This is a genomic window from Kocuria sp. ChxB (genome assembly GCF_044359605.1).
GTDB classification, from domain to species: Bacteria; Actinomycetota; Actinomycetes; order Actinomycetales; family Micrococcaceae; genus Kocuria; species Kocuria rhizophila.
The window spans coordinates 2,098,080-2,122,439 of the sequence record NZ_CP121123.1 but is presented as its reverse complement, the minus strand read 5'-3'; the positions used below and the strand labels follow the sequence as shown (position 1 = coordinate 2,122,439).

The following is a 24,360-nucleotide window of genomic DNA, read 5'->3' as shown; positions in this document are numbered from 1 at the left end:
ACGGGGTGCGGCGCGGCCGGTTACTTCGTGCCCGGCGTGTGGATCAGCTTCTTGTTGGCGAACTCCTCGATGCCGAACGGGCCCAGCTCGCGGCCCACGCCGGAGCGCTTGACGCCGCCGAAGGGCAGGTCCGGGGCCGTGCCGGTGACCTCGTTGACGAACACCATGCCGGAGTCCACGCGTTGCGCGACCTCGGCGGCCTGGGCCTCGTCCGCGCCGAACACGGAACCGCCCAGTCCGAACGGGGAGGAGTTGGCGAGCTCCACGGCCTCGTCCACGTCCTTGACCTTGTAGACCACGGCCACGGGGCCGAAGATCTCCTCGGCGTAGGCGCGCATCTCGGGGGTGACGTCCGCGAGGACGGTGGCCTCCATCCAGGCGCCGGGCCGGTCCAGCTTCTTGCCGCCTGCGAGCACCGTGGCTCCCTTGTCCACGGCGTCCTGGACCTGCTCCATGATCCCGTCACGGGCCTCCACGGCGCACAGCGGACCCAGGAAGGTCTTCTGGTCCGTGGGATCCCCCGGGGTCACGCCCTGCACGGCCTGGGTGAAGTTCTCCACGAAGGACTCGTAGGCGTCCTCGAGGACGATGAAGCGCTTGGCGTTGGTGCAGGCCTGGCCGTTGTTGAGCATGCGCCCGAAGACCGCCTGCTTGACGGTGCGCTCCACGTTCTGGTCGTCCAGCACGATGAACGGGTCCGAGCCGCCGAGCTCCAGCACCACCTTTTTGAGGTTCTTGCCCGCGGTGGCCGCCACGGACGCTCCCGCGCGCTCCGAACCGGTGAGGGACACGCCCTGCACGGCGGGGTCCGGGATCACGATCTCCGCGATCTGCTCGTTGGAGGCGAAGATGTTGATGAAGACGTCCTCCGGGAAGCCGGCGTCCCGGAAGAGCTGCTCCTGGACCAGCGCGGCCTGCGGGACGTTGCCGGCGTGCTTGAGCAGCACGGTGTTGCCGAGCATCACGTTCGGGGCGGCGAACCGCGCCACCTGGTAGTACGGGAAGTTCCAGGGCATGATTCCCAGCAGCACGCCCGTGGAGTCCAGGACCACGCGGGCCTCGCCCCCGGTGGAGGGCGTGAGCGTGCGGCCCTTCATGAACTCCTCGGCGTTGTCCGCGTAGTAGTCGTAGATGTCCGCCACGAGCTGCACCTCGCTCACGGACTGCGCCAGGGGCTTGCCCATCTCCTGGGTGATCAGCGCGGCCAGCTCGTCCTGGCGCTCGCGGTACAGACCGGCCATGGCGTGCATCAGCCGGGCGCGATCCGCCACCGGGACGGTGCGCCAGGAGGAGTACTCCTTGGCGGAACGGGCCACGGCATCGCGGATCTGCTGATCCGTGGCGGTCTCGAAGGTCTTGACGGTCTCCCCGGTCGCGGGGTTGGTGGTTGCGTAAGCCATGCTGCCAGCGTAGGCCCCGTCACACCGCGGCGGCAGGGGTTTCACCCAGGGCGAGAGGGCCGGACGACGGCGCCGCCGCGCCCCGGGCGCGGACCGGGCCGAGCGGCGTCGTGCCGGGACGCCGGGGTCGCGCAGGAGGGCGGGGACGAGCACGAGCCGGGCATGACGGACGTCACGAACCGGAACAATCGGCGCGCGCGGGTCCCGCTTCTGGACAATGGGCGGTCCGGGACCGGCGCCCCTTGCGCCCGGGCATACGATGAACTCAGACAGCTCCGTCCCACGAACCCGAGATCACCGCGCACCGGCGCGCGCCGAAAGGAAACAGATGAGCATCCACGACAAGGTCTCCGCCGTCCTCGAGGCGACCCCCAAGGGTCTGCTGATCAACGGTGAGTGGCGCGACGCCTCGGACGGCGGCACGTTCGACGTCGAGAACCCTGCCACCGGCGAGGTCCTGGCCACGCTCGCCTCGGCCACCGAGGAGGACTCCCGCGCGGCCATGGACGCCGCCGCGAACGCCCAGGAGTCCTGGGCCCGCACGAGCACCCGCGAGCGCTCCGAGATCCTGCGCCGCGCCTTCGACCTGGTCCAGGAGCACAAGGAGGACCTCGCGCTGCTGATGACCCTGGAGATGGGCAAGCCGCTGAAGGAGGCCCAGGGCGAGGTGGTCTACGGCGGCGAGTTCCTGCGCTGGTTCTCAGAGGAGGCCGTGCGCCACTACGGCCGCTACGCGTCCACGCCCGAGGGCAACCTCAAGATGTTCGTGTCCCACAAGCCCGTGGGCCCGTGCCTGCTGATCACCCCGTGGAACTTCCCGCTGGCCATGGCCACCCGCAAGGTGGCCCCCGCGGTGGCCGCGGGCTGCACCATGATCCTCAAGCCCGCACGCCTGACCCCGCTGACCTCGCAGTTCTTCGCCAAGCTCATGATCGAGGCGGGGATCCCCGCGGGCGTGCTGAACGTGGTGTCCTCCAAGTCCGCGTCCAACGTCTCGGACCCGATCATGGCGGACCCGCGCCTGCGCAAGGTGTCCTTCACGGGCTCCACGCCCGTGGGCAAGCAGCTCATGAAGACGGCCACGGACCACGTGCTGCGCACCTCCATGGAGCTGGGCGGCAACGGCCCGTTCATCGTGTTCGAGGACGCGGACCTGGACAAGGCCGTGGAGGGCGCGATGGCCGCGAAGATGCGCAACATGGGTGAGGCGTGCACCGCCGCCAACCGCTTCCTGGTGCACGAGTCCGTGGCCGAGGAGTTCTCGGAGAAGTTCGCGGCCAAGCTCAAGGCGCTCAAGCCCGGCAACGGCCTGGACGAGGACTCCACCGTGGGCCCCATGATCGAGAAGAAGGCCCTGGACTCCGTCACCGAGTTCGTGCAGGACGCACTCGAGAAGGGCGCGAGCGCCGTCGTGGGCGGCAAGCCCGTGGACGGGCCCGGCTACTTCTTCGAGCCCACCCTGCTGACCGGCGTCACCGAGCAGTGCCGCGTGTTCCAGGAGGAGATCTTCGGTCCCGTGGCGCCCGTGATCACCTTCACGGACGAGGACGACGCCGTGCGCCTGGCCAACACCACCGAGTACGGCCTGGCCTCCTACGTGTTCACCGAGGACATCTCCCGCGCGCTGCGCATCGGCGAGCGCATCGAGTACGGCCTGCTGGGCCTGAACGTGGGCGTGATCTCCAACGCGGCCGCGCCGTTCGGCGGCGTCAAGGAGTCCGGCGTGGGCCGCGAGGGCGGCGCCGAGGGCATTGCCGAGTACACCACCGTGCAGTACATGGGTATGCCCTCCCCCTGGGCCTGATCCCCGCACCGGATTCCGCGGGCCCGATCCGCCCGCACCGCATCCCGCGGCGCAGCGACGCGCCGCGCACAGCACGAAAGGACCATCAGAGATGGCAGAGATCGAGTACCGGCTCCCGCAGAAGCGCGAGCTGGTGACCAGCATTCCCGGGCCCAAGTCCCAGGCACTCGCCGAGCGCCGCGCGCAGACCGTCGCGGCCGGCGTCGCCTCCTCCCTGCCCGTCTTCGCGGACGAGCTGGACGGCGGCGTGATCAAGGACGTGGACGGCAACCAGATGGTGGACCTGGGCTCCGGCATCGCCGTGACGTCCGTGGGCGCCTCCAACCCCAAGGTGGTGGCGCGCGTCCAGGACGCGGTGGCCAAGTTCACCCACACGTGCTTCATGGTCACCCCGTACGAGGACTACGTGGCCGTGGGCGAGAAGATGGCACAGCTGACCCCCGGGTCCTTCGACAAGCGCACCGCGCTGTTCACCTCGGGCTCCGAGGCCGTGGAGAACGCCGTGAAGATCGCGCGCGTGCACACCAAGCGCCAGGCCGTCGTGGTGTTCGACCACGCCTACCACGGGCGCACCAACCTCACCATGGCCATGACCGCCAAGGTGATGCCGTACAAGCAGGGCTTCGGGCCGTTCGCCAACGAGGTCTACCGCGTGCCCATGTCCTACCCGTTGCGCGACCCCGAGGGCATGACGGGCGCCGAGGCCGCCAAGCGCGCGCTCACCATGGTGGAGAAGCAGGTGGGCGCGGAGAACGTGGCCGCCGTGGTCATCGAGCCCATCCAGGGCGAGGGCGGCTTCATCGTCCCCGCCGAGGGCTTCCTGCCCGCACTGTCCTCGTGGTGCCGTGAGAACGGCGCCGTGTTCGTCGCGGACGAGGTCCAGGCCGGCATTGCGCGCACCGGCGCGTGGTTCGCGTCCGAGCACGAGGGTGTGGAGCCGGACCTGGTGACCTTCGCCAAGGGCATCGCGGGCGGCATGCCGCTGTCCGGCGTGGTGGGCCGCGCGGAGATCATGGACGCCGTGCACCCCGGCGGCCTGGGCGGAACCTACGGCGGCAACCCCGTGGCGTGCGCCGCGGCCCTCGGCGCACTGGAGACCATCGAGGAGTGGGGTCTCGTGGAGCGCGCGCGGGAGATCGAAAAGGTCATCCGTGAGGAGCTGGGCTCCGTGGCGGAGTCCTCCCCCGTGGTGGGAGACCTCCGCGGCCGCGGCGCGATGATCGCGCTCGAGTTCGTGAAGCCCGGCACCACGGAGCCCAACCCGGACGCCGCCAAGCAGATCGCCGCGCGCTGCCTCGCGCAGGGCGTCGCGATCCTCACGTGCGGCACGTACGGCAACATCGTGCGCCTGCTCCCGCCGCTGGTCATCGACATGGACCTGCTGCGCGACGCCCTCGGCGTGTTCGCCGGGGCCATCCAGGAGGCCGGCGCCTGAGCCTGCTGATCTGATGCCTCGTGCACCGCGGGCGGCCACCGGTTCTCCGGTGGCCGCCCGTTCGCGTGCCACTCGCTTGCCCGGCACGACGGCTCCGCGCTGCTCGGACCTGCTGCGGCACCGCGCCCGGTCCGGCACCGTTCCACGGGGGCCGGCCCGGACCTGCGGCAACGGCGCAGATCCACCCGTGCGCCGCACGGCGTACGACGACGCCGCTCGCGCCTCTCGTGTGGTAGAACTCACCTATTCGCACCCAGACCCGGCCGTTCTGCGGGCCCCGTTTCCAGCAGTCGAGAGGACCAGCCATGAGCACCGGCAAGGCAGCACAGGGACCAGCACCGGCCGGCAGCTCTGCCGCCGCGGGCGGGGACTCCCCCGAGATCACCCACAAGGCGCTGCGCTCACGCCACGTCACCATGATCACGCTGGGCGGGATCATCGGAGCCAGCCTGTTCGTGGGCTCCGGCAACGTGATCCGCATGGTGGGCCCGGCCGCGGTGCTCTCCTACCTGCTGGGCGGGCTGCTCGTGTTCCTGGCCATGCGGATGCTCGGGGAGATGGCGGCCTCGCGCCCCGCCGTGGGCTCGTTCATGGAGTACGCGCGCGTGGGCCTTGGCGACTGGGCCGGGTACTTCGTGGGCTGGCTCTACTGGTACTTCTGGGTGGGTGTGATCGCGTTCGAGGCCGTGGTGGGCGGGTCGCTGCTCGCGGGGTGGTTCCCGGCCATGCCCGTGTGGCTGGGCTCCGTGATCCTGCTGCTGATCTTCACCGCCACCAACCTGATCTCCGTGCGCTCGTTCGGGGAGGTCGAGTTCTGGCTCGCGAGCGTCAAGGTGGCGGTGATCGTCGCGTTCCTGGCCGTGGGCACGCTGTTCGCGTTCGGGCTCTGGCCGGGCGCGGACTTCTCGATCCCCAACCTGTGGCAGCACGGCGGCTTCGCACCGCAGGGCGGCTGGGCCGTGATCTCGGGCGTGGCAGTGGTGATCTTCTCCTACTTCGGCACGGAGATCGCCGTGATGGCGGCCGCGGAGTCCGAGGACCCCGCCAAGGGCATCCGCCAGGCCACCGTGACCGTGGTGTGGCGCATCCTGATCTTCTTCGTGGGATCCATCCTGCTGATCGTGACCATCGTGCCCTGGAATGAACTCCCGGACCCGGACGTGCAGGCACCGTTCGTGTACGTCTTCGACCTCTTCGGCGTCCCCGGCGCGGAGATGATCATGAGCATCGTCATCTTCACCGCAGTGTGCTCCGTGCTGAACTCCGGACTGTATTCCGCAGCGCGCATGTTCTCCGCTCTCGCGGGCGAGGGCCTGGCTCCGCGCATCGTGGCACGGAAGTCCAAGAACGGCGTCCCCGTGGTGGCCGTGCTCGCCTCCACCCTGGGCGGCTATGCGGCGGTGTTCGTGAACTTCCTGGCCCCGGAGTCCGGGATCTTCGACTTCATCATGAACTCGGCGGGTCTCGTGGCCCTGTTCGTGTACGTGTTCGTGGCGATCACCCAGATGAAGCTGCGCTCTCAGATGAGCCCCGAGGAGCGCGCGAACCTGAAGCTCAAGATGTGGCTGCACCCGTGGCTCGGCATCCTGGTGATCGTGGCCGTCGCGGGGATCGTGGTGGTCATGCTGGTCGCGGACGATGCAAGCCGCACCCAGGTGTGGACGAGCCTCGTGGCCGTCGCCGTGCTCGCCGTGTTCTGGCCGCTCGTGCGCCGCAACCTGCGACGCCGCCGGGCAGCCGACACCGCGGCTCCCGCCGCGACGCCCACGGCCTGATCCGCCACCGCCCACCGACCGCCCGAGAGGATCCCGTGGCGCACTTCCCCACCCTGACCGAGACCGTGGCCGCCCTGCGCCACGGCGAGACCACGAGTGAAGCCCTGACCACCGCGGCACTGGATCGCATCGATGCCCTGAACAATCACCTCGGGGCGTTCGTGCACGTTGAGCGGGAGGCCGCTCTGACCTCGGCGCGCGACGCGGACCAGCGGCTGCGCTGCGGGGGCCTCCTCGACGACCCTCGGGCACCGGAATCCGAGCAGTCCGGCGGAGCCACCCGGCACGGCGGAACGCGTCCCTCCGCGGTCCCATCCCGGGGCCGCGCGGAAGCGGCCGTCCTGCGCGGCGTCCCCCTGTCCCTGAAGGACGGGCACGACGTCGCCGGGATGCCCACCTCCTGGGGCTCGCTGACCGCGCGCGGGGAGGACGGAAGCATCCCGCGGGCGGAACGCTCGGACGAGCTCGCCGCCACCCTGCAGGACAGCGGAGCCGTGCTGCTCGGCAAGACCCAGGTGCCCGAGTTCCTGCTCAACTGCTACTCCGAGAACCGGGCATACCCTCCAGCGCGCAACCCCTTTGCCCTGGACTGCTCGGCGGGCGGCTCCTCCGGTGGCCAGGCCGCCGCCGTGGCCGCCGGCATCCTCCCCGCGGCCATCGGCTCGGACGGCGGCGGTTCCGTGCGGATCCCCGCTGCGGCATGCGGGCTCATCGGGCTCAAACCGAACCGGGGCAGGGTGCCCAGCAGCGATGCGCTGTCCAACGTCGGGCAGCTGGGGGTCAACGGACCCATCACCCGCACCGCCGCGGACGCCGCCCTGCTCCTGGACGTGCTGTGTCACACACCGGGCCACGAGCGGATCGACCGGCCCGTGGTGGCCGCGCCCGAAGCGTCGTTCTCGCGGGTCGTGGAACGTGCTCGGCAGGGCGATGCGCCGTGGGGTGAGCGGTCCCTGCGCATCGGGGTGAGCACGGCCTCTCCGTTCGACGGCACGTACGAGATCACGGTGTCCCCCGAGGCACGGGCCGCGCTGGACGAGGGGATCCGCGCGCTCGGAGCACTGGGCCACACCGTGGAGGACGCGGACGTTCTCTACGACCCCTCCTACCCCGAGGCCTTCTCGCGGCTCTGGACCACGGCCATGGGTCAGCTGCCCCTCGATGGCACCGAGCACCTGCTCACCGGGCTGGCCCGCTCGTTCCGCGAGCGCGCCCTGTCCCGCAGCGCGGTGGAGCTCGCGGACGCCTTCGCCGTGCTGCGCGGGATCGAGGCGGACCTGATCCGCCAGTTCTCCCGGTTCGACATGATCCTCACGCCGGCCCTGGCCATGCCGCCACGGCCCGTGGGCTGGTTCCACGAGGGCTTCGACATCGCGGATCCGGCGGGCGCGGACCAGGACTACAGGCGCCAGTGCCAGTACACGCCGTGGACCTCGGTGGTGAACGTGATCGGGCTGCCCGCGATCACGGTGCCCACCACGTGGCGCACCCCCGAGACCGGCGAATACCCGGGTCCGGTGCCCATGGGCGTCCAGCTCGTGGGGCGCGCGTCCGGTGAGGCGCAGCTGCTCGCCCTGGCCGCCCAGCTGGACCCGCCCACCACGCCGCACGCGCACCTCGTCGCCTGAGCGCACCTGCCCACGGAGGGCCGCAGCCCGGTCCAGCGCCCCCCACCGGGCTGCTGACGGCCCACCGGTCCTGGGCTCCGCGGGCAGACCGACGGTTCGGCCCGGTCTGCGCAAGGGCTCGTGGAGTCCACGCCGCGCCGTCTCCCCGCGGGCAGCGGCGGTTCGGCGCGGGAGGTGGCCGCGCGGCGTCGTCGTCCGCCGGGGCAGGGCCGGGGCCCGAAACCGAGCGGCGCACGGCCTGACGGGGCGCGCTTTCGGGACTAGGTTGGTGGCATGACCAACCGTGCGGGCACCGTTGCCCAACCCAGTGACCTCGTGGACATCGACGACCTCGTGGCGGCGTACTTCGACCGCACGCCGGATGCCGGGAACCCGGACCAGCGGGTGGCGTTCGGAACCTCCGGGCACCGCGGTTCCTCGCTGAAGACCTCGTTCAACGAGGACCACATCGCCGCGATCACGCAGGCGATCGTGGAGTACCGCGCCGGGCAGGGCATCACCGGTCCGCTGTTCATGGGCAAGGACACCCACGCGCTGTCCGGGCCCGCGCAGGACACCGCGCTGCAGGTGCTCGCCGCCAACGGCGTGCGCACCCTGCTGGACTCCCGGGGCGGCTTCACCCCCACCCCGGCGCTGTCCCACGCGATCCTCACGTACAACGCGTCCGGGCCCAAGGACCGCGCGGACGGGATCGTGATCACCCCGTCCCACAACCCGCCCACGGACGGCGGCTTCAAGTACAACCCCCCGCACGGCGGCCCCGCGGACACGGACGCCACCGGATGGATCGCGGACCGCGCCAACGAGCTGATCGAGGCGGGCCTGGAGGGCGTGCGGCGCGTGTCCCTGGAGGAGGCGAAGGCCGCGGAGACCACCGGCACGTTCGACTTCCTGGACAGCTACGTGTCCGCGCTGCCGGAGATCATCGACCTGGACGCCATCAAGGCTGCGGGGGTGCGCATCGGTGCGGACCCCATGGGCTCGGCGTCGGTGGCGTACTGGCAGGAGATCGGCGAGCGCTTCGGGCTGAACCTGGAAGTGGTGAACCCCACCGTGGATCCGCAGTGGGCGTTCATGACCCTGGACTGGGACGAGAAGATCCGCATGGACTGCTCCTCCCCCTCGGCCATGGCCTCTCTGATCGGGGCCCGGGACAAGTACGACATCGCCACGGGCAACGACGCGGACAGCGACCGCCACGGCATCGTGACTCCGGATGCCGGGCTGATGAACCCCAACCACTACCTCGCGGTGGCCATCGACTACCTCTACCGCACGCGCGACGGCTGGCGCGGTGACGCCGGGGTGGGCAAGACCCTGGTGTCCTCCTCGATCATCGACCGCGTGGCGCAGTCCCTGGGTCGCCGCCTGGACGAGGTGCCCGTGGGCTTCAAGTGGTTCGTGCCGGGTCTGCTGGACGGCTCCATCGGCTTCGGCGGGGAGGAGTCCGCCGGTGCCTCGTTCCTGCGCCGGGACGGCTCCGTGTGGACCACGGACAAGGACGGCATCATCCTGGCGCTGCTCGCCGCGGAGATGACCGCCACCACCGGCACCACCCCCTCCCAGCGCTACCGGGAGCTCACGGAGCAGTTCGGGGATCCCGTGTACCAGCGCATCGACGCCCCGGCCAACCGCGAGCAGAAGGCGGCGCTGAAGAAGCTCTCCGCGGAGCAGGTCACCGCGGACACCCTGGCCGGTGAGCCCATCACCGCCAAGCTCACGGAGGCCCCCGGCAACGGTGCGGCGATCGGCGGGCTCAAGGTCACCACGGAGAACGCGTGGTTCGCGGCCCGGCCCTCCGGCACGGAGGACGTCTACAAGATCTACGCCGAGTCCTTCAAGGGTGAGGAGCACCTGAAGCAGGTGCAGCAGGAGGCCAAGGCTCTGGTGGACTCGGTCATCGGCTGAGTGCCGCGGTGCGGGCCGCCCGCACCGACCTGCTGCCCAGGGGCCGCCGAGCGGTACGGGGTTCTCCCGTGCTGCTCGGCGGCCCCTCGTTGTGCCCGGACGAAGGCCGCGCTTGTGCGTGTCGGAGCGCTGTGCTGAAATATTCCCGGATCAAGAAGCCCGACCATCAGCCCTCCGGCTGGTCGGCTGGCAACCGGTTGTTCGCACCCGGTGCCCCCGGAGGAAGATCCGCCGCCCGGCACCTGCCGCGCGGAAGTCTGCGAAAGGTCACCATCATGAGCAACTCCGCTCCCACTCCCGAACACCCCTGCGTCCACATGGACGGGGACTCCGCCTGCCGGAGCTACCACCCGGGGCACCACGCGCACTACATCCAGTCCCGCCTGGCCCTCGAGAACCAGGACCGGTGGGTCCGGGTGGAACTGGGCGCCCCGCGCGGGAACACGGTGCAGGCCACCTTCCCGGACGGCGGCACCCGGACCTGGTGGTGCCACGACCCCGCGCTGCTGGAGCGGTTCCACACGCTGCAGCACAGCGGGGCCGCGGCGTCGTTCGATCCTGGGACGTCACTCGCCACCGTGCCGACTTCACAGGGCAGGCTCGCCCTGCTGCACCCCGCGGTGGTCGACGGGCAGTGATGCCCTGGGCATGGGAAGGGGAGGACACCGGCGGCGAGCACGCCGCGTGCTGAGCCGCCGGCTCCTCCCGTAGGCTGGTCGGCCGGTGGTGCGCGCCGCAGGCGTGACCCACCGGCCGTTCCCGCCGGCCCGCCCGGTCTGCGCCTTCGTGAAAGGAACCGAGCAGTGACTCCCTCCGCCAGCGCCACCTCCGACTCCCTGTCCCGGGCCGCCAAGCCGATCGAGGTCCGTGTGGGGCACCGCGAGCTGGTCATCCGTGGCCGGTACGAGACCCTGTCGATCGTCAACGACATCCTGATCGGCCTGATCTTCCTGGTGGGTTCGATCCTCTTCTTCCAGGACGCCACCGTCTACGCCGGGACGTGGCTGTTCGTGCTGGGCAGCGCACTCATGCTGGTCCGACCCAGCATCCGGATCACCCGGCGGGTGCACCTGCAGCGCATCGCCCCGGAATCAGCACCGGAGGACTCGCACGACTTCTGACCCGCCGCGCGGACCCTCCCGGGATCCGAACGGCCGGCGGGGCGTGGCATAGACACGTTCCACGGGCTGCTGCCGCTGGACACGCCGCCGTCACATGGGAACACGCCGCACGGGTGATGTTGCGGGTCGGTGAGGTTGGCTATCTAATGAGGATCGACCCCCGCGACCCCAGGACGACCCTCGCAGCGGGGGCAGACACTCAAGGATGAGCACCCCGCATGAGGCACACCCACGCCCAACCGGACCCCCGCACACTTCTCGGCCCGTCCAGCGTGCTGCAGGCCGAGCCCTGGCAGCACTTCCAGGCCGGTCTCTCGCGACGCACTCACACTCTTGACGGGGCTGGGTGGCACGCCCTCGTCGTCGAGGAGCGCTCCCGGGCCGGGGTGGTCTGGTACACCCCGTACGGCCCGGTCCTGGCGCACCCCGAGCTTCTGCCGGGGGCGCTGCGCGAGCTGTGGTACGCCGCGCGTGATCACTCCGTGGCGTGGTTGCGGGTGGAGCCGCAGATGCCGTCCCCGGTGGGCACGGCCTTCGCGGCAGCCGTGCAGCGGCAGAACGCCACGGCACCGGCGATCGCCGCGGGTCTGCGCCGGCTCGGAGCACGGCCGTCCCCGCGGGACATCCAGCCCGCGTACACGCGCTGGGTGGATCTCACCCGCGAGCCGGAGCAGATCCTGGCCGCCATGACGGGCACCAACCGCAACCTGTGGCGGCGCCACCGGGACAAGGGCATCACCCTGGCCTCGGACTCCCACCCGGACGCCGCCGAGGCGGTGATCGAGCTGCAGCACCGCACCGCCGGGCGCAAGGGGTTCACGGCCCACAGCGAGGACTACCTCCGCACCGCCGCCCGCAGCCTGGGCGCCACGGGTAACTCCACGGCCTACACGAGCTCCGTGGACGGCACCGTGGTCAGCGCGCTGCTGACCTACGACTCCCCCACCACCCGGATCTTCGCCCACTCCGGCATGGACGCGAGCATGCGCAAGCTGCGCCCCAACCAGCCGCTCATCGCCCAGGCGCTGCTCGACGCCGCCGAGCAGGGTCTCGCGATCGGCGACCTCTTCGGGATTGCCCCGTTGAGCGATCCCACCCACCCGTGGACCGGGTTCAGCGCGTTCAAACGCTCCTTCGGCGGTGCGGACGTGGCCCTGGGCGGCACGTGGGACGTTCCCGTGAGCAGCCCCCGCTACACGGCCTACCGCGCCGCCCGCCGCGCCCGGGACGAGGCCGGCTCTGCGCGCACGCGCGCCCGGGAGACGACCGGCCGCATCCGTGCCGGGCTGGCCGGCGGGATGCATGCGGCGGAGGGGACACCCAGCGGGGCGTAGCCCCGCGAGCAGTGTCGTCCAGCGCCTCGGACCACGCGGCGGGCACCACGGGGTCCGCCCCGGGGACTCGCGTCCTGGCGGCGCTGTGCGGCTCTGCGCGGCGCTGTGCGGCCCGCGAGCCGGATCCCGCTGCCGGGCGCCCCTCCGGAGAGGTCAGGGGGTCATCCCACCGGGTTCTCGGGGTCCCACGCCCGGGAGTAGAAGTCCGCGGAGCGCGAGTCCAGCAGCTGCTGGTACTCCTCCGGGTCCATGGCCTGCGCCGAACCCTGGGGAGGCTCCTGCTGCCGGACGGACGTGCCGAGGCCCGCAGCGCCGTCGTGTACCGAGAGGCCCGCCGCCTCCAGGAGGGTGGGGTACATGGACAGCTGGTCCGCGCCGGCCCGCAGGGGCTGCCCGGCGGTCTCGCCCGGGATCCACACGCGGTTGAACACGGTGCGGTTGGGGTGGTGGTCCAGCTGCTCGTGGAAGGCGTCCCCCGCGCTCATGTGCTTGAGGTGGTCGCCCATGATCACCACGGACGTGTCCTCCAGGTAGCCCTGGGACTTCATGTGCTCCACGAACCCGGCCACCTGGGTCATGGAGCACGCGAACACGGAGGTCACCTGGTTCTGGGTGTCCACGTCGCACGAGTCGTAGACGTGGACGGGTTCGTGGGTGTCCAGGGTCAGCATGGACAGGTTGAACGGCTGGCCCGTGCGCTCGGACTCGGCGTGCAGACGGTCCACCTCGTCCTTGGCGTGGGCCATGAGCCGCTCGTCGCTCAGGCCCCAGTCGCTGCGGAAGTTCTCCGCGGGCTCGCCCGCCGCGCGCCAGTCCTCCAGACCCTTGTCCTCGGTGTAGCCGTGGCTTCGCAGGAACGTGTCCTTGCCCGCGAAGGAGGAGTTGGCCCCGCCCAGGAACGTGTTGGTGTACCCGTGGTTCTGCAGCACGTCCCCCAGGCAGGTCACGCCGCCCAGGTACTGCTCCTGCCCGGCGCCGATGTCGGCGGAGCCTGCGTCACCCGACTCCTTGAGCGGGATCCCGCACTGCGTGGAGGCGATCCCGGCCATGGTCCAGCCACCGCCCTCGTACTGCTGGAAGTCCTCGACGCTGCGCCACCCGTCCTCGGGCCGGGTGACGTCCTCGAGCGGAGCGAAGGCGTTCTTCTCGAACAGCTCGTCGTCCGCGAGCGTGGCCTCCCCGGACTCCAGGTAGATGACCACCATGTTCCGCTTGTCCGCGTCACTCGTGATGGTGGGCTGGACGTACTTGGAGCCGATGTCGTGCGGGGACTTCACGGCCTTCACGTACTGGGGCAGGTCCACCGCGGACGCGAAACTCGTGCTCCCGGCCACGAACACCGCCGCCACGGTCACGGCGGAGGCGGAGCGCACGACGCCGCGGGGCGGCCGGGTGCCGTGCTCGCGTCGTGCTCTGCGGAGCCACGCCCGACGCGCGAGGGCGATGCCCACGGTGACCAGGACGGGAAGTACCCCGATCACCAGCACGGAGATCCACACCACGGACCCGCCGCCACCGTCCGTCTGCACGGACATCAGGTTCATGCGCATCTGCCCCACCGAGATCTGGCCCCAGTAGTGCCGGATGATCCCGCCCGCCGCGAGCAGGGTGAGCCCCAGCCAGATCAGGCCGTAGCACAGCCCGCGGCCCGTCCAGCGGCCCAGCCGCCTGCCCACGCGCAGAAAACCCTCGGACATGTCTGGACCTCGTGTTCCTGGATCATCCGGTGCCAGTCCGCACCGCCGCGGCCCGGGCATGGTGTGCCGCCGCGTTCGCGTTCGTGTTTCTTCAAGGGTAGGACATGTTCCGGTCACCTGCTGTTCACCTTGAGGGCCCGCGACGGCGCCGGACATGGCAGGGGAACCCACTGTCCGGGGAGGCGACGGCCGGTCCAGCGCGAGGCTGACGCTGTCCGCGGCCGGCCCGGGGAGCGTCCGTTCCGGTCAGCTCGCGTGGGTGAGCGCCTGCACCCAGACGGCCTCCGCCACGAGGATGCCGAGGTCCACAGCCTCGCCACCGGCTGCGTCCGTTCCCGCGGTGCCGGTCGGTCTCCGCGTGTGCCGAGCGGCGGACGAGCCGCCCCCCGGAACGCGAGTGTCCGGCGCGGCGGAGCAGCTGTCCCCCGGCAAGTCCGCATCCCGCGAGTCGCGCGAACCGCCCCCGGGAAGGTGAGCCTCCGGCGTCGTTCCCCCTGCGGCCACGCGCACCCTCACCGTGGCGCTGCGGGCCGGACCCGGAAGCACCCGCAGCACCGCGCCCGGCCGGATCCCCGCCTCCGCGAGCACCCGCAGGGTCTCGGGACTCTCGTCCGAGACGCGCGTGACCCGCACGGGCTCCGGGTGGGTCACGTCCGCGAGCGGAACGGCCGGGGCGGGGGTGACCACCCCGTCCCGTGAGGGGATCGCGTCCCCGTGCGGATCCTCGGACGGGTGGCCGAGCTTGGCGTCCACCCGGTCGATGAAACGGTCGGTGACGGCGTGCTCAAGCACTTCGGCCTCGTCGTGGATCTCGTCCCACGCGTAGCCCAGCTCGGTGGCCAGGAACATCTCCAGGATCCGGTGGCGGCGCACCATGTGCACGGCCACGTCACGCCCCTGCTGGGTGAGCTCCACGACCCCGTACGCAGGCCGGGTCACCAGGCCCTGCGCGGTGAGCTTCTTCAGCGCCTCCGAGACGGTGGAGGCCGCCAGGCCCATGCGCGCGGCCAACGAGGTGGTGGTCACCCGCTCCGGCTCCCACTCGCCCAGCCGCCAGATGGTCTTCAGGTAGTCCTGGGTGGACGGGCTCAGCTCTGCGGGGTGCACGGGTTCAGGCTAGCGGCCCGTGGCGCTCAGCGCGGTGTACTCGTCCCGCACCTGCAGGCCCGTGCGGACCTCGTCCAGCGCGGGTTCCAGGAACGTGGTGCGGTAGGTGGCGTCCGTGCCAATGCTCACGATGAAGTTCAGGGCGCTGAACGCGGCCAGGACCAGGCAGACCTGCACGAGGGGCTTGGTGAAGGGCAGGGACGCGAACACGCCGCCGAAGGACTCCGGCGGGCTGCCGATCCACTGCGTGGCCGTCACGGGAGACACCGAGAGCACCCCGAATACCACGTAGAACACGAACACCACCACGCCCAGCAGGGTCACCTGGATGAGGCTGATGAGCACGCACATTGCGGTGATGTTGACGCGTTCGGAGAACCGCAGGTCCCGGGCCCCGGAACGGTCGTCGTACGTGCGGATGATCTGGGAGATCTCGTCCCGGGCATTGAGGGTGGCGAGCGCGATTCCCAGGGCCGCCATGACCCCCACGATCGCCCACGTGCGTCCCATGGACAGCTGCGCCACCACCTGCCAGATCTCCGCGTTGAAGAAGGAGAACAGCAGCGCGAGCATCAGGATGGGCAGCACGCGGCCCACCATGGACCCCAGGTGGCTGAGCTCCCGCGCCGCCCGGCGGAACGCCCACATGGTCACGGTGCCCACGCCCAGGTAGGAGCCGAGCAGCACCACGGCCAGGAGCACGAGCGTCTCCGCGAACCCGGACCCGCCACCCACCGGGCCCAGCCAGGGAAGCAGCACCAGGCCCGCCACCGCCAGGACACCCACCACCGTCCGCACCATCGGAGGGCACCACCGCAGGAGCAGGCTCGCGAGCCACCACACCACGGGGAAGCTGAACATCACCAGGGTGCCCACGCCGAGGGCCACCAGTACGTCCTCGGAGGGGTGCTCCAGCTGCGCGGGGGTCAGCCCGCGCGCGGCGGCCTCCATCAGGGTGTCCCCCAGCAGGAGCGTCAGGACCCCCAGCAGCGCGGGGGCACTGCGGCCCAGCAGCCCCTGCAGCCGCGCTCGAGGTTCCAGCACGAGGGGCAGGCCCATGCGTCGCAGCGTGGTGCGGAGATCTTCGAGCCGGGACCCGGGGCGGTGCAGGTGGCTGGGCATGTGGTCATTGTGGCGGAGGGTGCGCCGGGGACGCGGCAGCGGCGCGGTGACCACACCGCGCAAAAAGGCGGGGCTCGCGGTTCACGGATCCCGGGGTGGGACCCTCCGGAGGTATGCAGTATGGGACCCTCCGGAGTATGCAATAACGGAGCAAACGCAGAAAATGGCGCTCAGATCTGCACTTGCTCCGTTATTGCACGGCTTAGGCAGTGGCCGTGCGCGGCTTGGTGCCGGGGCACCACCCCTCACTCGTACGTGTAGAACCCCTGCCCCGAGCTGCGGCCCATGTGGCCCTGGTCGATGAACTCCCGCTTCACGCGTTCCGCCACCCGCTGGGACTCCTCGGTCCCCGCGTTGAGGTTGATCTGGTAGTACGTCTCCATGCCCACGTGGTCCAGGATCTGGAACGGGCCCAGCGGGGATCCGGTGGCCGTTCGCCACGTCTTGTCGATGTCCTCCGCCTGGGCGATGTCGTTGACCCACAGGTGCGACGCCGCCGTGAGGAACGGGACCAGCAGGGTGTTGAGGATGTAGCCCGCCTGCTCCTTCTGGATGTGGATGGGCACCATCCCGATCTCCTCCGCGAACTGCAGGACGGCCTGCACCGCTGCGGGGTCCGTGCCGGCGTGGCCCATGACCTCGCCGGTGTTGTTGCGCCACACCTCGTTGGCGAAGTGCAGCGCCAGGAACCGCTCCGGGTGGCCCGTGGCCTCCGCGATGTCGCTGGGCAGCAGCGTGGACGAGTTCGTGCACAGCAGCGTGTCGGACGGTGCCGCCTCCCCGATCTGCGCCCACACCTTCTTCTTGAGCTCGAGGTTCTCGGGGACCGCCTCGATCACGATGTCCGCGTCCGCGAGCGCCGCCGTCAAGTCCGTGGTTCCGCTCAACCGCGACGTCGCGGCCTTCCGCTGCTCGGGCGTGGCCGCCATGTCCCGCGTGTACAGCAGGGACAGCTTCTCCCACTTCCCGGGCAGCGCCCCGACGATCTCCTCGCTGATGTCGTACACGGTCACGGTCTTGCCGAAGTACGCCGCCTGGAACGCGATCTGCGATCCGAGCACCCCGGATCCGATCACGGTCACGTTGGTCAGTTCAGCCATGATGTTCCCCCACTCCTGTGTGAGTCACGCTCGCGCGAGTCGGCCTCCGCGGGCCCGAGGACCACGGGCGTGGCCCCCGTCACTCACCGTACTCGCCCGTAGGTTTCGCGCCAGGGGCCGACGACGCCGCACGGCCGCCTCCCCCGGTGCCCTCACCAGCGCGCACGTGGTCCCGCGAGGGCCCCTCATCGCGCGATTCCCGCGGCGCAGCCCCGGTGGCCCTGACCCGCGCCGTCATGCCCCTCCGGGCCCGCTGGCCTTCCCCGCCCGCGCACTAGAATCCTCGGGGCGGCATCCACGGCCCGCCCAGGAGAAGGAGCACCCATGAGTTCGCCGGTTTCCCCCGACCACACCCCGCCCACGCAGGACGAGCAGCACGAGCCGCGCGGGCGGAACCGGCGCGGCGGCGTCGTCGAGCGCCTGGGCCTGAACTGGCGACTGCACGGAGACGGCAGGCACGTGGCCCCGGGGGACGTGGTGACCCCGCGGGAGCGGCTGGCGTGGCCGCGGACCATCTCGATCGGTGCGCAGCACGTGGTGGCGATGTTCGGCGCCACGTTCCTGGTGCCGCTGCTCACGGGCTTCCCGCCGGCCACCACGCTGTTCTTCTCGGGCATCGGCACCGTGCTGTTCCTGGTCATCACGGCGGGGCGCGTGCCCAGCTACCTGGGGTCCTCGTTCGCGTTCATCGCCCCGATCACCGCGTCCGTGAACCAGTACGGTCCGGGTGGCGCACTCGGCGGCGTGATCATGGCCGGTGCGTCGCTGTTCCTGATCGGTGTGATCGTGCAGGTCGCGGGCACGGGGTGGCTGCAGAAGCTCATGCCCCCGGCGGTCACGGGCACCATCGTGGCGCTGATCGGGTTCAACCTGGCGCCGTCCGCCAAGGAGAACTTCACGGCCGCGCCCGTCACCGCGCTGGTCACGCTGGGCTCCATCGTGCTGATCTCCGTGCTGTTCCGCGGTCTGCTGGGCCGGCTGTCCATCCTGCTGGGCGTGGCCATCGGCTACCTCACCGCGGTGCTGCGCGGCGAGGTAAAGTTCGACGCCATCCAGGCCGCGTGGGAGCAGCAGGGACTGTTCGGGCTGCCGCAGTTCCAGGCGCCCGAGTTCCACCTCAGCATGGCCGGGCTGTTCATCCCCGTGATCCTGGTGCTCGTGGCGGAGAACATCGGCCACGTGAAATCCGTGGCCCTGATGACCGGCGACGACCTGGACCCCTACACCGGCCGTGCCATCATGTCCGACGGCCTGGCCACCATGATCGCGGGCGCCGGCGGCGGCTCCGGCACCACCACGTACGCGGAGAACATCGGGGTCATGGCCGCCACGCGCGTCTACTCCACCGCCGCGTACTGGGTGGCCGCGCTCGTGGCGATCCTGCTCAGCGTCACCCCCGTGTTCGGCGCGGCCGTCGCGACCGTGCCCCAGGGCGTGCTGGGCGGCGCGGCCACCGTGCTCTACGGCATGATCGGCATGCTGGGCGTGCGGATCTGGGTGCAGAACCGCGTGGACTTCTCCAACCCGGTCAACCTCACCACCGCGGCCATCGCCATGATCGTGGGCATCGGCGACTACACCTGGTCCGTGGCCGGGCTCGACTTCGCCGGCATCGCCCTGGGCACCGCAGCTGCCCTGGTGGCCTACCACCTCATGGCGGCCATCGCGCGCGCCCGCGGCTCCGTGGGCTCGGACCCGCTCACCCCGGACACCTCGCAGAGCCCCTCGCCCCTGGGCTGAGCTACCAGCACCCGCGCGAACGACGACGCCGCACAGCCGGCCCCGCGCGCACCCTCACCATGCGGGCGCGGGCTCGGTCCCGACCCGGCCCCCGGGCAGCCCGGCGCCGACACCACCCGGTCGAGCCCGCAGGTCCGGACACGGGCGTGCGCCGGAAGCCACAGGGAACCCGCAGCAGCGGCACGCAGCACGACACCCCGCACACGTCCTCGTGTGCGGGGTGTCGGCGTCTCAGGGGGTCTGCGCGGTTCAGCTCCGGATGGGCGGCTCAGACCCGGATGGGCAGCTCCGACTTCTCGGACACCAGAGCCCGGATGCGATTCTCGTCCACTTCGGCGGCGGTGGCCGGCTCCCACTGCGGGGACTTGTCCTTGTCCATCACCATGGCGCGCACGCCCTCGATGAAGTCGTGGCCCACCGCGGTGTCCTCCGCCATGCGCAGCTCGCGTTCCAGGCAGGACACCACGTCGTCGTCCTCGGAGCCCTTGGTCAGCAGCTCGAACACGCGGGCGAGCGAGGTGGGGCTCATGCCGTCCAGGTCCGAGCCCGCATTGCGCACGACCTCCTCCAGGGTGTCCGCGCCGTAGGTCGCCACGATCTCGTCCCACCGGGCGGGGAACTCGGACTCGGGGGCGTCCTTCGAGTACTTCTCCACCGCGGCATCCACACCGTCCGTGGTGACGGTCTCCACGAACGCGTCCACGTCCGAGGAGTCGATGAACACGTCCGCCAGGCCCAGGGCGATCGCGTCCGCCCCGGTGATCCGCACACCGGCCAGCCCGAGGTAGCGACCCACGGCGAGGGACTCGCGGCGGGCGGCGTCGTCGTCGATGGCGGCCCCGGCGCCGCGGGTGACGCGCGGCAGGAAATAGCTTGCCCCCACGTCCGTGAAGAAGCCGATCGCAGTCTCCGGCATGGCCATGACCGTGGTCTCCGTGACGATCCGGTGCGAGCCGTGGACCGAGAGACCCATGCCGCCGCCCATCACGATTCCGTTCATCATGGCCACGTACGGCTTGGGGTAGCGGGCGATCACCGCGTTCATGGAGTACTCGGTGCCGAACGCGTCCCGGATCTCGTCCTCGTGACCCTCCAGCGCGGCGGTGCGCACCTCCTTGATGTCACCGCCCGCGCAGAACGCCTTGGGCAGCTCGGAGCGCACGACCACCTCGGTGATGGCGGGATCGTCACGCCACATCTGCAGGGCGTCCACCAGCTGGTGGTACATGCTGCGGTTCAGCGCGTTGAGCGCCTTGTCACGGGTGAGGGTCAGCAGTCCGGTGTGCCCGACGATCTCGGCGCGGACGAGGGATTCTTCGGTGGCCTTCATGATCCCCATGCTAACGAGCCGGACCTGAACGTGTCGCGGCGGTCACATCGACGCGCCGCGACGCCGCTCGGGGTCGGCATGCAGAGGCCCGGGGCCGCGTCGGCGATGTGGGCCCCGGGCCTGGCGTGCGGCGTCGTCGTCCCCCGAGCCCGACGACGCCGCCCGCTCCCCCGCGCGCCCTGCGGTCGCGGTGGGTGTCAGGAGGCGGTGCGCGGAACCCGCTCCTCCGCGGCTTCCTCGGTGGTGAACAGGTAGGCACGCACCGCGCGGATCGTGGCGACCGTGCACAGGGTCCAGGTGCACAGCAGCACCAGGCACACGGCGTCCGAGGCGATGCCGAAGGCACGGACGCCCGTGCCGCCCTCGAGCCCGTGCAGGCCCAGGCAGACCGTGCCGATGGGGAACGTGAGCGCCCACCAGCCTGGCGAGTACGGCATGCCCTGCCGGAACCCGCGGACCGTCATGACCGTGGCCCACACGATCAGCGGGACGCCGCAGCTCAGCATCACGATCCCGTAGGCGTTCGCCACGTGGACCAGCGTGCCCGTGTCCTCCGGGAGGACGAAACGCTGCGCCTGCACCGCGATGGCCTGCGCGGCGGCGGTGGACTGGCCCACCACGCCCAGCGGGATCCACGCGCTCGTGGAGGCGGCCAGCGGCAGCGGTGCCACGCGCCAGTGGTGGTGGTAGGCCACGGCGAAGACCACCAGGCCGAGCACGAGCGCCAGGAAGAAGCACGCCACGGTGGTGATCACCAGCAGCAGCTGACCCTCGCGGGTGGCCAGGTGCGGCACGAGGGCCGAGCCGGTGGTCGCGGACACCATGGGAGGCACGATCGGCAGGCCCCACGTGGTGGTGGGCGCCCCCACGTCCCGGCCGATCAGCCGCACCGCGAAGCCCAGCGCCGTGAGGATCCCGAGCACCGTGCCCACGGTCCAGAGCACCCCGTCCACCGCCCAGGCGGCCGGGGCGAGAGAGGGCCAGTGCGCGGGCACCACGGTGGCGGTGGCCGACCCCAGGGACAGCACACCCATGGCCACCATGCCCCATGTGGCGAGCACCGGGAGGTCCCGGATGGTCCCCGCGAGCACCGCCGGGCGGCGCACGATCCGCAGCCCGAACGCCGCGGTCAAGCCCATGAAGATGAGCCAGCCGATCACCAGCAGCACCACCGCGAGCGCCTGGGCACCGGGAAGGTCCCCGCTGAGCGTCTGCGTGAGGGTCGCGGCAATGCCGGTGCCCATGAGAGAGCCGTACCACTGCGGGCCGGCGGGCGGCAGCGGGAGGGCGTTGACCGCGGATTTCTTCCCGGGTGCCACCGCGGATGCGCTGCGAGAGACGTTCTGGGACCGGGTCGGGCTGGTGGTCCGGGGGGCAGGGGTTTCTGCGTTTGCGGAGGCAGCAGCGGGCGCGGGCACGGGCGCAGCAGCGGGCTGGGAAGGGCGGGTCATCTCTCCAGGATGCGGCTGTCATGCTCGCCCGGGTAGCCCTCGATCCCGTATCCGGGGTATATCCTGCGGATATGTCTCAATGGCCGGATGTGGCGGCACTCGAACTGCTCGTGGCGGTCGCGGACCACGGCAGCCTGGCCGCCGCGGCCCGCGCCGTGGGCACCGCCCAGCCCAACGCCAGCCGGTCCATGGCACGGCTGGAGCGCTCGGTGGGGGTTCCCCTGCTGCATCGCTCCACCCGCGGCTCCACCCTGACCCCTGCCGGCCTGCTGGTCACGGACTGGGCTCGGGACGTGGTGGCCGCGTCCCGCCGACTCGTCGACGGCGCCGCCCTCCTCGCGCAGGACTCTTCCCATTCACTCTCGCTGCGGGTGTCCGCGAGCCAGACCGTGGCAGAGCACCTGCTCCCCCGGTGGCTCGCGGAGATGCGTTCCGCCCACCCGGAGTCCCGCGTGCGGGTGACCGTGCACAACTCCCACGAGGTGGCCCGGGACGTGCTGCGCGGTGCCGTAGACGTGGGGTTCATCGAGGCGCCCGCACCCCCCTCCGGACTGCACCACACGGTGGTGGCGCGGGACGAGCTCGTGCTCGTGGTGCCGTCGGGACACCCGTGGGCCTCGCGGCATGATCCGGTGACCACCGCCGAGCTCGCCGCCACACCGCTCATCACCCGGGAGGCTGGTTCAGGAACCCGCCTGGCCCTGGACGAGGCACTGAGCCGGCCAGTGACCTCCCTGCTGGAGATGCCCAGCAACGCGGCCGTGCGGGTCAGCGTGCAGGCCGGCTCCGGGCCGGCTGTGCTCAGCCGCTTGGCGGTCGGCGACGCGGTGGCCGCCGGCACCCTGGTGCAGGTTCCCACCGTCCTGGACCTGCACCGCGAGCTGCGCGCGGTGTGGCACGGCCCCCGGCGGACGCAGGGCCTGGCGGCGGAGCTGATCGCGGTGGCACGGCGCACGGACCCGCCGGGCCCATGACGGTGCGAAGGCGCCCCCCTCCCCCCCTCCCACACGAGCGGGAGCGTCTGAGGAGAGGATCTGACGGCGGATCGCGCCGAAACCCCGTCAGAACCTCTCCTCACGCGTTTCCTTCGGTGGAACACGGAAAGGCCCTCCATGAGCGACGAGTATCCTCCCCGGCGTGTGCTGGCCCATTTCCACGCGGCCGCCCGAGACGGTCAACGGGACGACAGTGCTCCCCACGTCTTCGGAGCCTGGGCCTCCGGGACCAGCCTGGCGGTGGTCTATGCCCATCCAGACTGCTGGGGGCGAGTCCTCGGACTTCTCCGCGCGTGGCCTCCCCACTACATGGACGACGATCCAGCCACCAACGGTGGGGGCATCTACACCGAGATCATGGAACCTCCCGGGCGGGCCGTTGACGATGCCTGCCAGGACGAGTACGGGATCTGGTGGATGGGGGATCTGCCGGACCGCAGCACCCCGACGGTGCCCGATGCCTCAGCTTTCGGGTGGCGCTGATCCCCTGACGTACCGGGGCCCCCTGACTGTCGGGACACCCCTCTCTGCGGCCGCGGCCGCTTGACGGTCTCGAACATCCCGTTGCTCTTGCCCCCTGCCCTTTGGCCGGACATGATCAACCCATGGCCTCGCTTGCAGTGCACTACGACCTCGACGCCGCGCAGCTCCCTGATCTTCCGGGCGACGACGACATGACGGGGCTGATGATCGACCACACCGAACTGCTGGGGTGGAATCAGGGTTTTGATCCCGAGGACCGGGACTCCTGGACGTGGCAGGTCAATGAGGTGACCCGGATCAGCAGTGCCACCGGGCTCACGTACTCGATCCAGGTGAGCCTTCCCCACGACCGGGCGGTCCGTGCCCCGTGGGCGGGCATCACCACGAGCGCGCACACCCTGCTGGAGCGGTGGGGGCTCGGGGACCCCGCGGGGTGCTCGTTCGGGTTCGACGTCACGGACACGGCGCTCCGGCACCCCACGGGTCCTGAGTTCTTCGACCATGTGCCCGCCTCACCGGGGGTCTCCGTGGGCGTCAGTCTCTTCGCGGCGCTGGAGCGGCCCGGCGGCGTCGATCTGCTCGGCACCCTGCTGGCCGAGGCGCGCGACCTGATGATCGGACCGTCCTCACCGCGACGAACAGGGGTGACGCTGGAAACGGGCGCCACACCGCTCCCCGAGTTCCAGGGCACCCCCTGGAAGCACGTGGCAACCGTGGACACCCGGCTCCGAGAATGGAGCCCGCTTGTGGTCGGAGCACTGGCCAGCACGGTCATGTTCACAGCGCAGGAGCTGCGAGTGCCGGGCCCCCTGATGGTGCACCTGCACAGGAGCATCACCCCCACGACGTGAGGTTCCGCCGCTCGGGGAGGCGGCAGCGTGTGAGGAGAGGACCTGACCCCGGATCGCGCCGAAACCCCGTCAGAACCTC

General features: G+C 71.0%; 19 protein-coding genes and 1 riboswitch. Of the genes, 12 read left to right on the top strand and 7 right to left on the bottom strand.

What is annotated here, in order from left to right:
- Window positions 1-20: 20 nt before the first annotated feature.
- On the bottom strand, window positions 21-1,400 hold the full coding sequence (locus P8S73_RS09385) for an NAD-dependent succinate-semialdehyde dehydrogenase (RefSeq protein ID WP_019310570.1): 1,380 nt from the start codon (window positions 1,398-1,400) through the stop codon (window positions 21-23).
- Between the two features lie 328 nt (window positions 1,401-1,728).
- Between P8S73_RS09385 and P8S73_RS09380 the strand changes: the two genes are divergently transcribed.
- The 8 genes from P8S73_RS09380 to P8S73_RS09345 all read left to right on the top strand — a co-directional run bounded on the left by P8S73_RS09380 (window position 1,729) and on the right by P8S73_RS09345 (window position 12,405).
- Window positions 1,729-3,204 carry an NAD-dependent succinate-semialdehyde dehydrogenase gene (locus tag P8S73_RS09380; RefSeq protein ID WP_257745116.1) on the top strand — a complete coding sequence of 492 codons (1,476 nt, stop codon included), beginning with the start codon at window positions 1,729-1,731 and terminating at the stop codon, window positions 3,202-3,204.
- A gap of 91 nt (window positions 3,205-3,295) precedes the next feature.
- Window positions 3,296-4,639, top strand: coding sequence for a 4-aminobutyrate--2-oxoglutarate transaminase (gene gabT / locus P8S73_RS09375; protein ID WP_271073950.1), 1,344 nt, complete (start codon window positions 3,296-3,298; stop codon window positions 4,637-4,639).
- 305 nt (window positions 4,640-4,944) lie between these two features.
- Window positions 4,945-6,414, top strand: a complete 1,470-nt coding sequence (locus tag P8S73_RS09370) for an amino acid permease (RefSeq protein ID WP_271073951.1) — start codon at window positions 4,945-4,947, stop codon at window positions 6,412-6,414.
- A 35-nt stretch (window positions 6,415-6,449) separates the two neighbouring features.
- On the top strand, window positions 6,450-8,042 hold the full coding sequence (locus P8S73_RS09365; RefSeq protein ID WP_208546749.1) for an amidase: 1,593 nt from the start codon (window positions 6,450-6,452) through the stop codon (window positions 8,040-8,042).
- 273 nt (window positions 8,043-8,315) lie between these two features.
- A complete protein-coding gene (gene pgm, locus P8S73_RS09360; RefSeq protein WP_124109421.1) occupies window positions 8,316-9,950 on the top strand; it encodes a phosphoglucomutase (alpha-D-glucose-1,6-bisphosphate-dependent) in 1,635 nt (544 codons plus the stop codon).
- Window positions 9,951-10,098: 148 nt separating this feature from the next.
- A riboswitch (SAM riboswitch) is annotated at window positions 10,099-10,214 on the top strand.
- Between the two features lie 11 nt (window positions 10,215-10,225).
- Window positions 10,226-10,588, top strand: coding sequence for a hypothetical protein (locus tag P8S73_RS09355; RefSeq protein WP_124109422.1), 363 nt, complete (start codon window positions 10,226-10,228; stop codon window positions 10,586-10,588).
- Window positions 10,589-10,753: 165 nt separating this feature from the next.
- Window positions 10,754-11,071 carry a YrhK family protein gene (locus P8S73_RS09350; protein WP_082019261.1) on the top strand — a complete coding sequence of 106 codons (318 nt, stop codon included), beginning with the start codon at window positions 10,754-10,756 and terminating at the stop codon, window positions 11,069-11,071.
- Window positions 11,072-11,289: 218 nt separating this feature from the next.
- Window positions 11,290-12,405: a lipid II:glycine glycyltransferase FemX gene (locus P8S73_RS09345; protein WP_396350350.1), complete on the top strand. Its 1,116-nt coding sequence runs from the start codon at window positions 11,290-11,292 to the stop codon at window positions 12,403-12,405.
- Window positions 12,406-12,566: 161 nt separating this feature from the next.
- Here P8S73_RS09345 and P8S73_RS09340 read toward each other — a convergent pair whose 3' ends face one another.
- The 4 genes from P8S73_RS09340 to P8S73_RS09325 form a co-directional block, all read right to left on the bottom strand.
- Entirely contained in the window at window positions 12,567-14,102 is a 1,536-nt protein-coding gene (locus P8S73_RS09340; RefSeq protein ID WP_070636656.1) for an LTA synthase family protein, read from the bottom strand.
- Window positions 14,103-14,348: 246 nt separating this feature from the next.
- Complete coding sequence (locus P8S73_RS09335) at window positions 14,349-15,209, bottom strand: metal-dependent transcriptional regulator (RefSeq protein ID WP_191873231.1); 861 nt, start codon at window positions 15,207-15,209, stop codon at window positions 14,349-14,351.
- A gap of 9 nt (window positions 15,210-15,218) precedes the next feature.
- Window positions 15,219-16,331 carry a hypothetical protein gene (locus P8S73_RS09330; protein WP_191873229.1) on the bottom strand — a complete coding sequence of 371 codons (1,113 nt, stop codon included), beginning with the start codon at window positions 16,329-16,331 and terminating at the stop codon, window positions 15,219-15,221.
- A gap of 245 nt (window positions 16,332-16,576) precedes the next feature.
- The gene (locus P8S73_RS09325) at window positions 16,577-17,431 is read right to left on the bottom strand and encodes a 3-hydroxyacyl-CoA dehydrogenase (RefSeq protein WP_019310584.1); all 855 of its coding nucleotides are present in this window, start codon (window positions 17,429-17,431) and stop codon (window positions 16,577-16,579) included.
- A 324-nt stretch (window positions 17,432-17,755) separates the two neighbouring features.
- Between P8S73_RS09325 and P8S73_RS09320 the strand changes: the two genes are divergently transcribed.
- Window positions 17,756-19,171, top strand: a complete 1,416-nt coding sequence (locus tag P8S73_RS09320; RefSeq protein ID WP_257744673.1) for a uracil-xanthine permease family protein — start codon at window positions 17,756-17,758, stop codon at window positions 19,169-19,171.
- A gap of 268 nt (window positions 19,172-19,439) precedes the next feature.
- Here P8S73_RS09320 and P8S73_RS09315 read toward each other — a convergent pair whose 3' ends face one another.
- Together P8S73_RS09315 and P8S73_RS09310 are read right to left on the bottom strand one after the other, a co-directional pair.
- On the bottom strand, window positions 19,440-20,501 hold the full coding sequence (locus P8S73_RS09315; protein WP_396350349.1) for an enoyl-CoA hydratase/isomerase family protein: 1,062 nt from the start codon (window positions 20,499-20,501) through the stop codon (window positions 19,440-19,442).
- Window positions 20,502-20,698: 197 nt separating this feature from the next.
- A complete protein-coding gene (locus tag P8S73_RS09310; protein ID WP_245190504.1) occupies window positions 20,699-21,820 on the bottom strand; it encodes a TDT family transporter in 1,122 nt (373 codons plus the stop codon).
- Between the two features lie 203 nt (window positions 21,821-22,023).
- Between P8S73_RS09310 and P8S73_RS09305 the strand changes: the two genes are divergently transcribed.
- The 3 genes from P8S73_RS09305 (at window position 22,024) to P8S73_RS09295 (ending at window position 24,281) form a co-directional block, all read left to right on the top strand.
- Complete coding sequence (locus P8S73_RS09305) at window positions 22,024-22,926, top strand: LysR substrate-binding domain-containing protein (protein ID WP_191873223.1); 903 nt, start codon at window positions 22,024-22,026, stop codon at window positions 22,924-22,926.
- Window positions 22,927-23,256: 330 nt separating this feature from the next.
- Window positions 23,257-23,430 (top strand): hypothetical protein, encoded by a 174-nt coding sequence (locus P8S73_RS09300; RefSeq protein ID WP_396350348.1) that lies wholly within the window; start codon window positions 23,257-23,259, stop codon window positions 23,428-23,430.
- A gap of 122 nt (window positions 23,431-23,552) precedes the next feature.
- Window positions 23,553-24,281, top strand: coding sequence for a hypothetical protein (locus P8S73_RS09295; protein WP_396350347.1), 729 nt, complete (start codon window positions 23,553-23,555; stop codon window positions 24,279-24,281).
- Window positions 24,282-24,360 lie beyond the last annotated feature (79 nt).

Bases quoted from the DNA above. Each gene is read 5' to 3' on its own strand.
- P8S73_RS09345 (WP_396350350.1), top strand. From the start codon at position 11,290: ATGAGGCACACCCACGCCCAACCGGACCCCCGCACACTTCTCGGCCCG.
- P8S73_RS09330 (WP_191873229.1), bottom strand. From the start codon at position 16,331: ATGCCCAGCCACCTGCACCGCCCCGGGTCCCGGCTCGAAGATCTCCGC.
- gabT (WP_271073950.1), top strand. From the start codon at position 3,296: ATGGCAGAGATCGAGTACCGGCTCCCGCAGAAGCGCGAGCTGGTGACC.
- P8S73_RS09300 (WP_396350348.1), top strand. From the start codon at position 23,257: ATGGACGACGATCCAGCCACCAACGGTGGGGGCATCTACACCGAGATC.
- P8S73_RS09340 (WP_070636656.1), bottom strand. From the start codon at position 14,102: ATGTCCGAGGGTTTTCTGCGCGTGGGCAGGCGGCTGGGCCGCTGGACG.
- P8S73_RS09320 (WP_257744673.1), top strand. From the start codon at position 17,756: ATGAGTTCGCCGGTTTCCCCCGACCACACCCCGCCCACGCAGGACGAG.
- P8S73_RS09370 (WP_271073951.1), top strand. From the start codon at position 4,945: ATGAGCACCGGCAAGGCAGCACAGGGACCAGCACCGGCCGGCAGCTCT.
- P8S73_RS09305 (WP_191873223.1), top strand. From the start codon at position 22,024: ATGTCTCAATGGCCGGATGTGGCGGCACTCGAACTGCTCGTGGCGGTC.
- P8S73_RS09325 (WP_019310584.1), bottom strand. From the start codon at position 17,431: ATGGCTGAACTGACCAACGTGACCGTGATCGGATCCGGGGTGCTCGGA.
- P8S73_RS09385 (WP_019310570.1), bottom strand. From the start codon at position 1,400: ATGGCTTACGCAACCACCAACCCCGCGACCGGGGAGACCGTCAAGACC.
- P8S73_RS09355 (WP_124109422.1), top strand. From the start codon at position 10,226: ATGAGCAACTCCGCTCCCACTCCCGAACACCCCTGCGTCCACATGGAC.
- P8S73_RS09295 (WP_396350347.1), top strand. From the start codon at position 23,553: ATGGCCTCGCTTGCAGTGCACTACGACCTCGACGCCGCGCAGCTCCCT.
- pgm (WP_124109421.1), top strand. From the start codon at position 8,316: ATGACCAACCGTGCGGGCACCGTTGCCCAACCCAGTGACCTCGTGGAC.
- P8S73_RS09315 (WP_396350349.1), bottom strand. From the start codon at position 20,501: ATGAAGGCCACCGAAGAATCCCTCGTCCGCGCCGAGATCGTCGGGCAC.
- P8S73_RS09380 (WP_257745116.1), top strand. From the start codon at position 1,729: ATGAGCATCCACGACAAGGTCTCCGCCGTCCTCGAGGCGACCCCCAAG.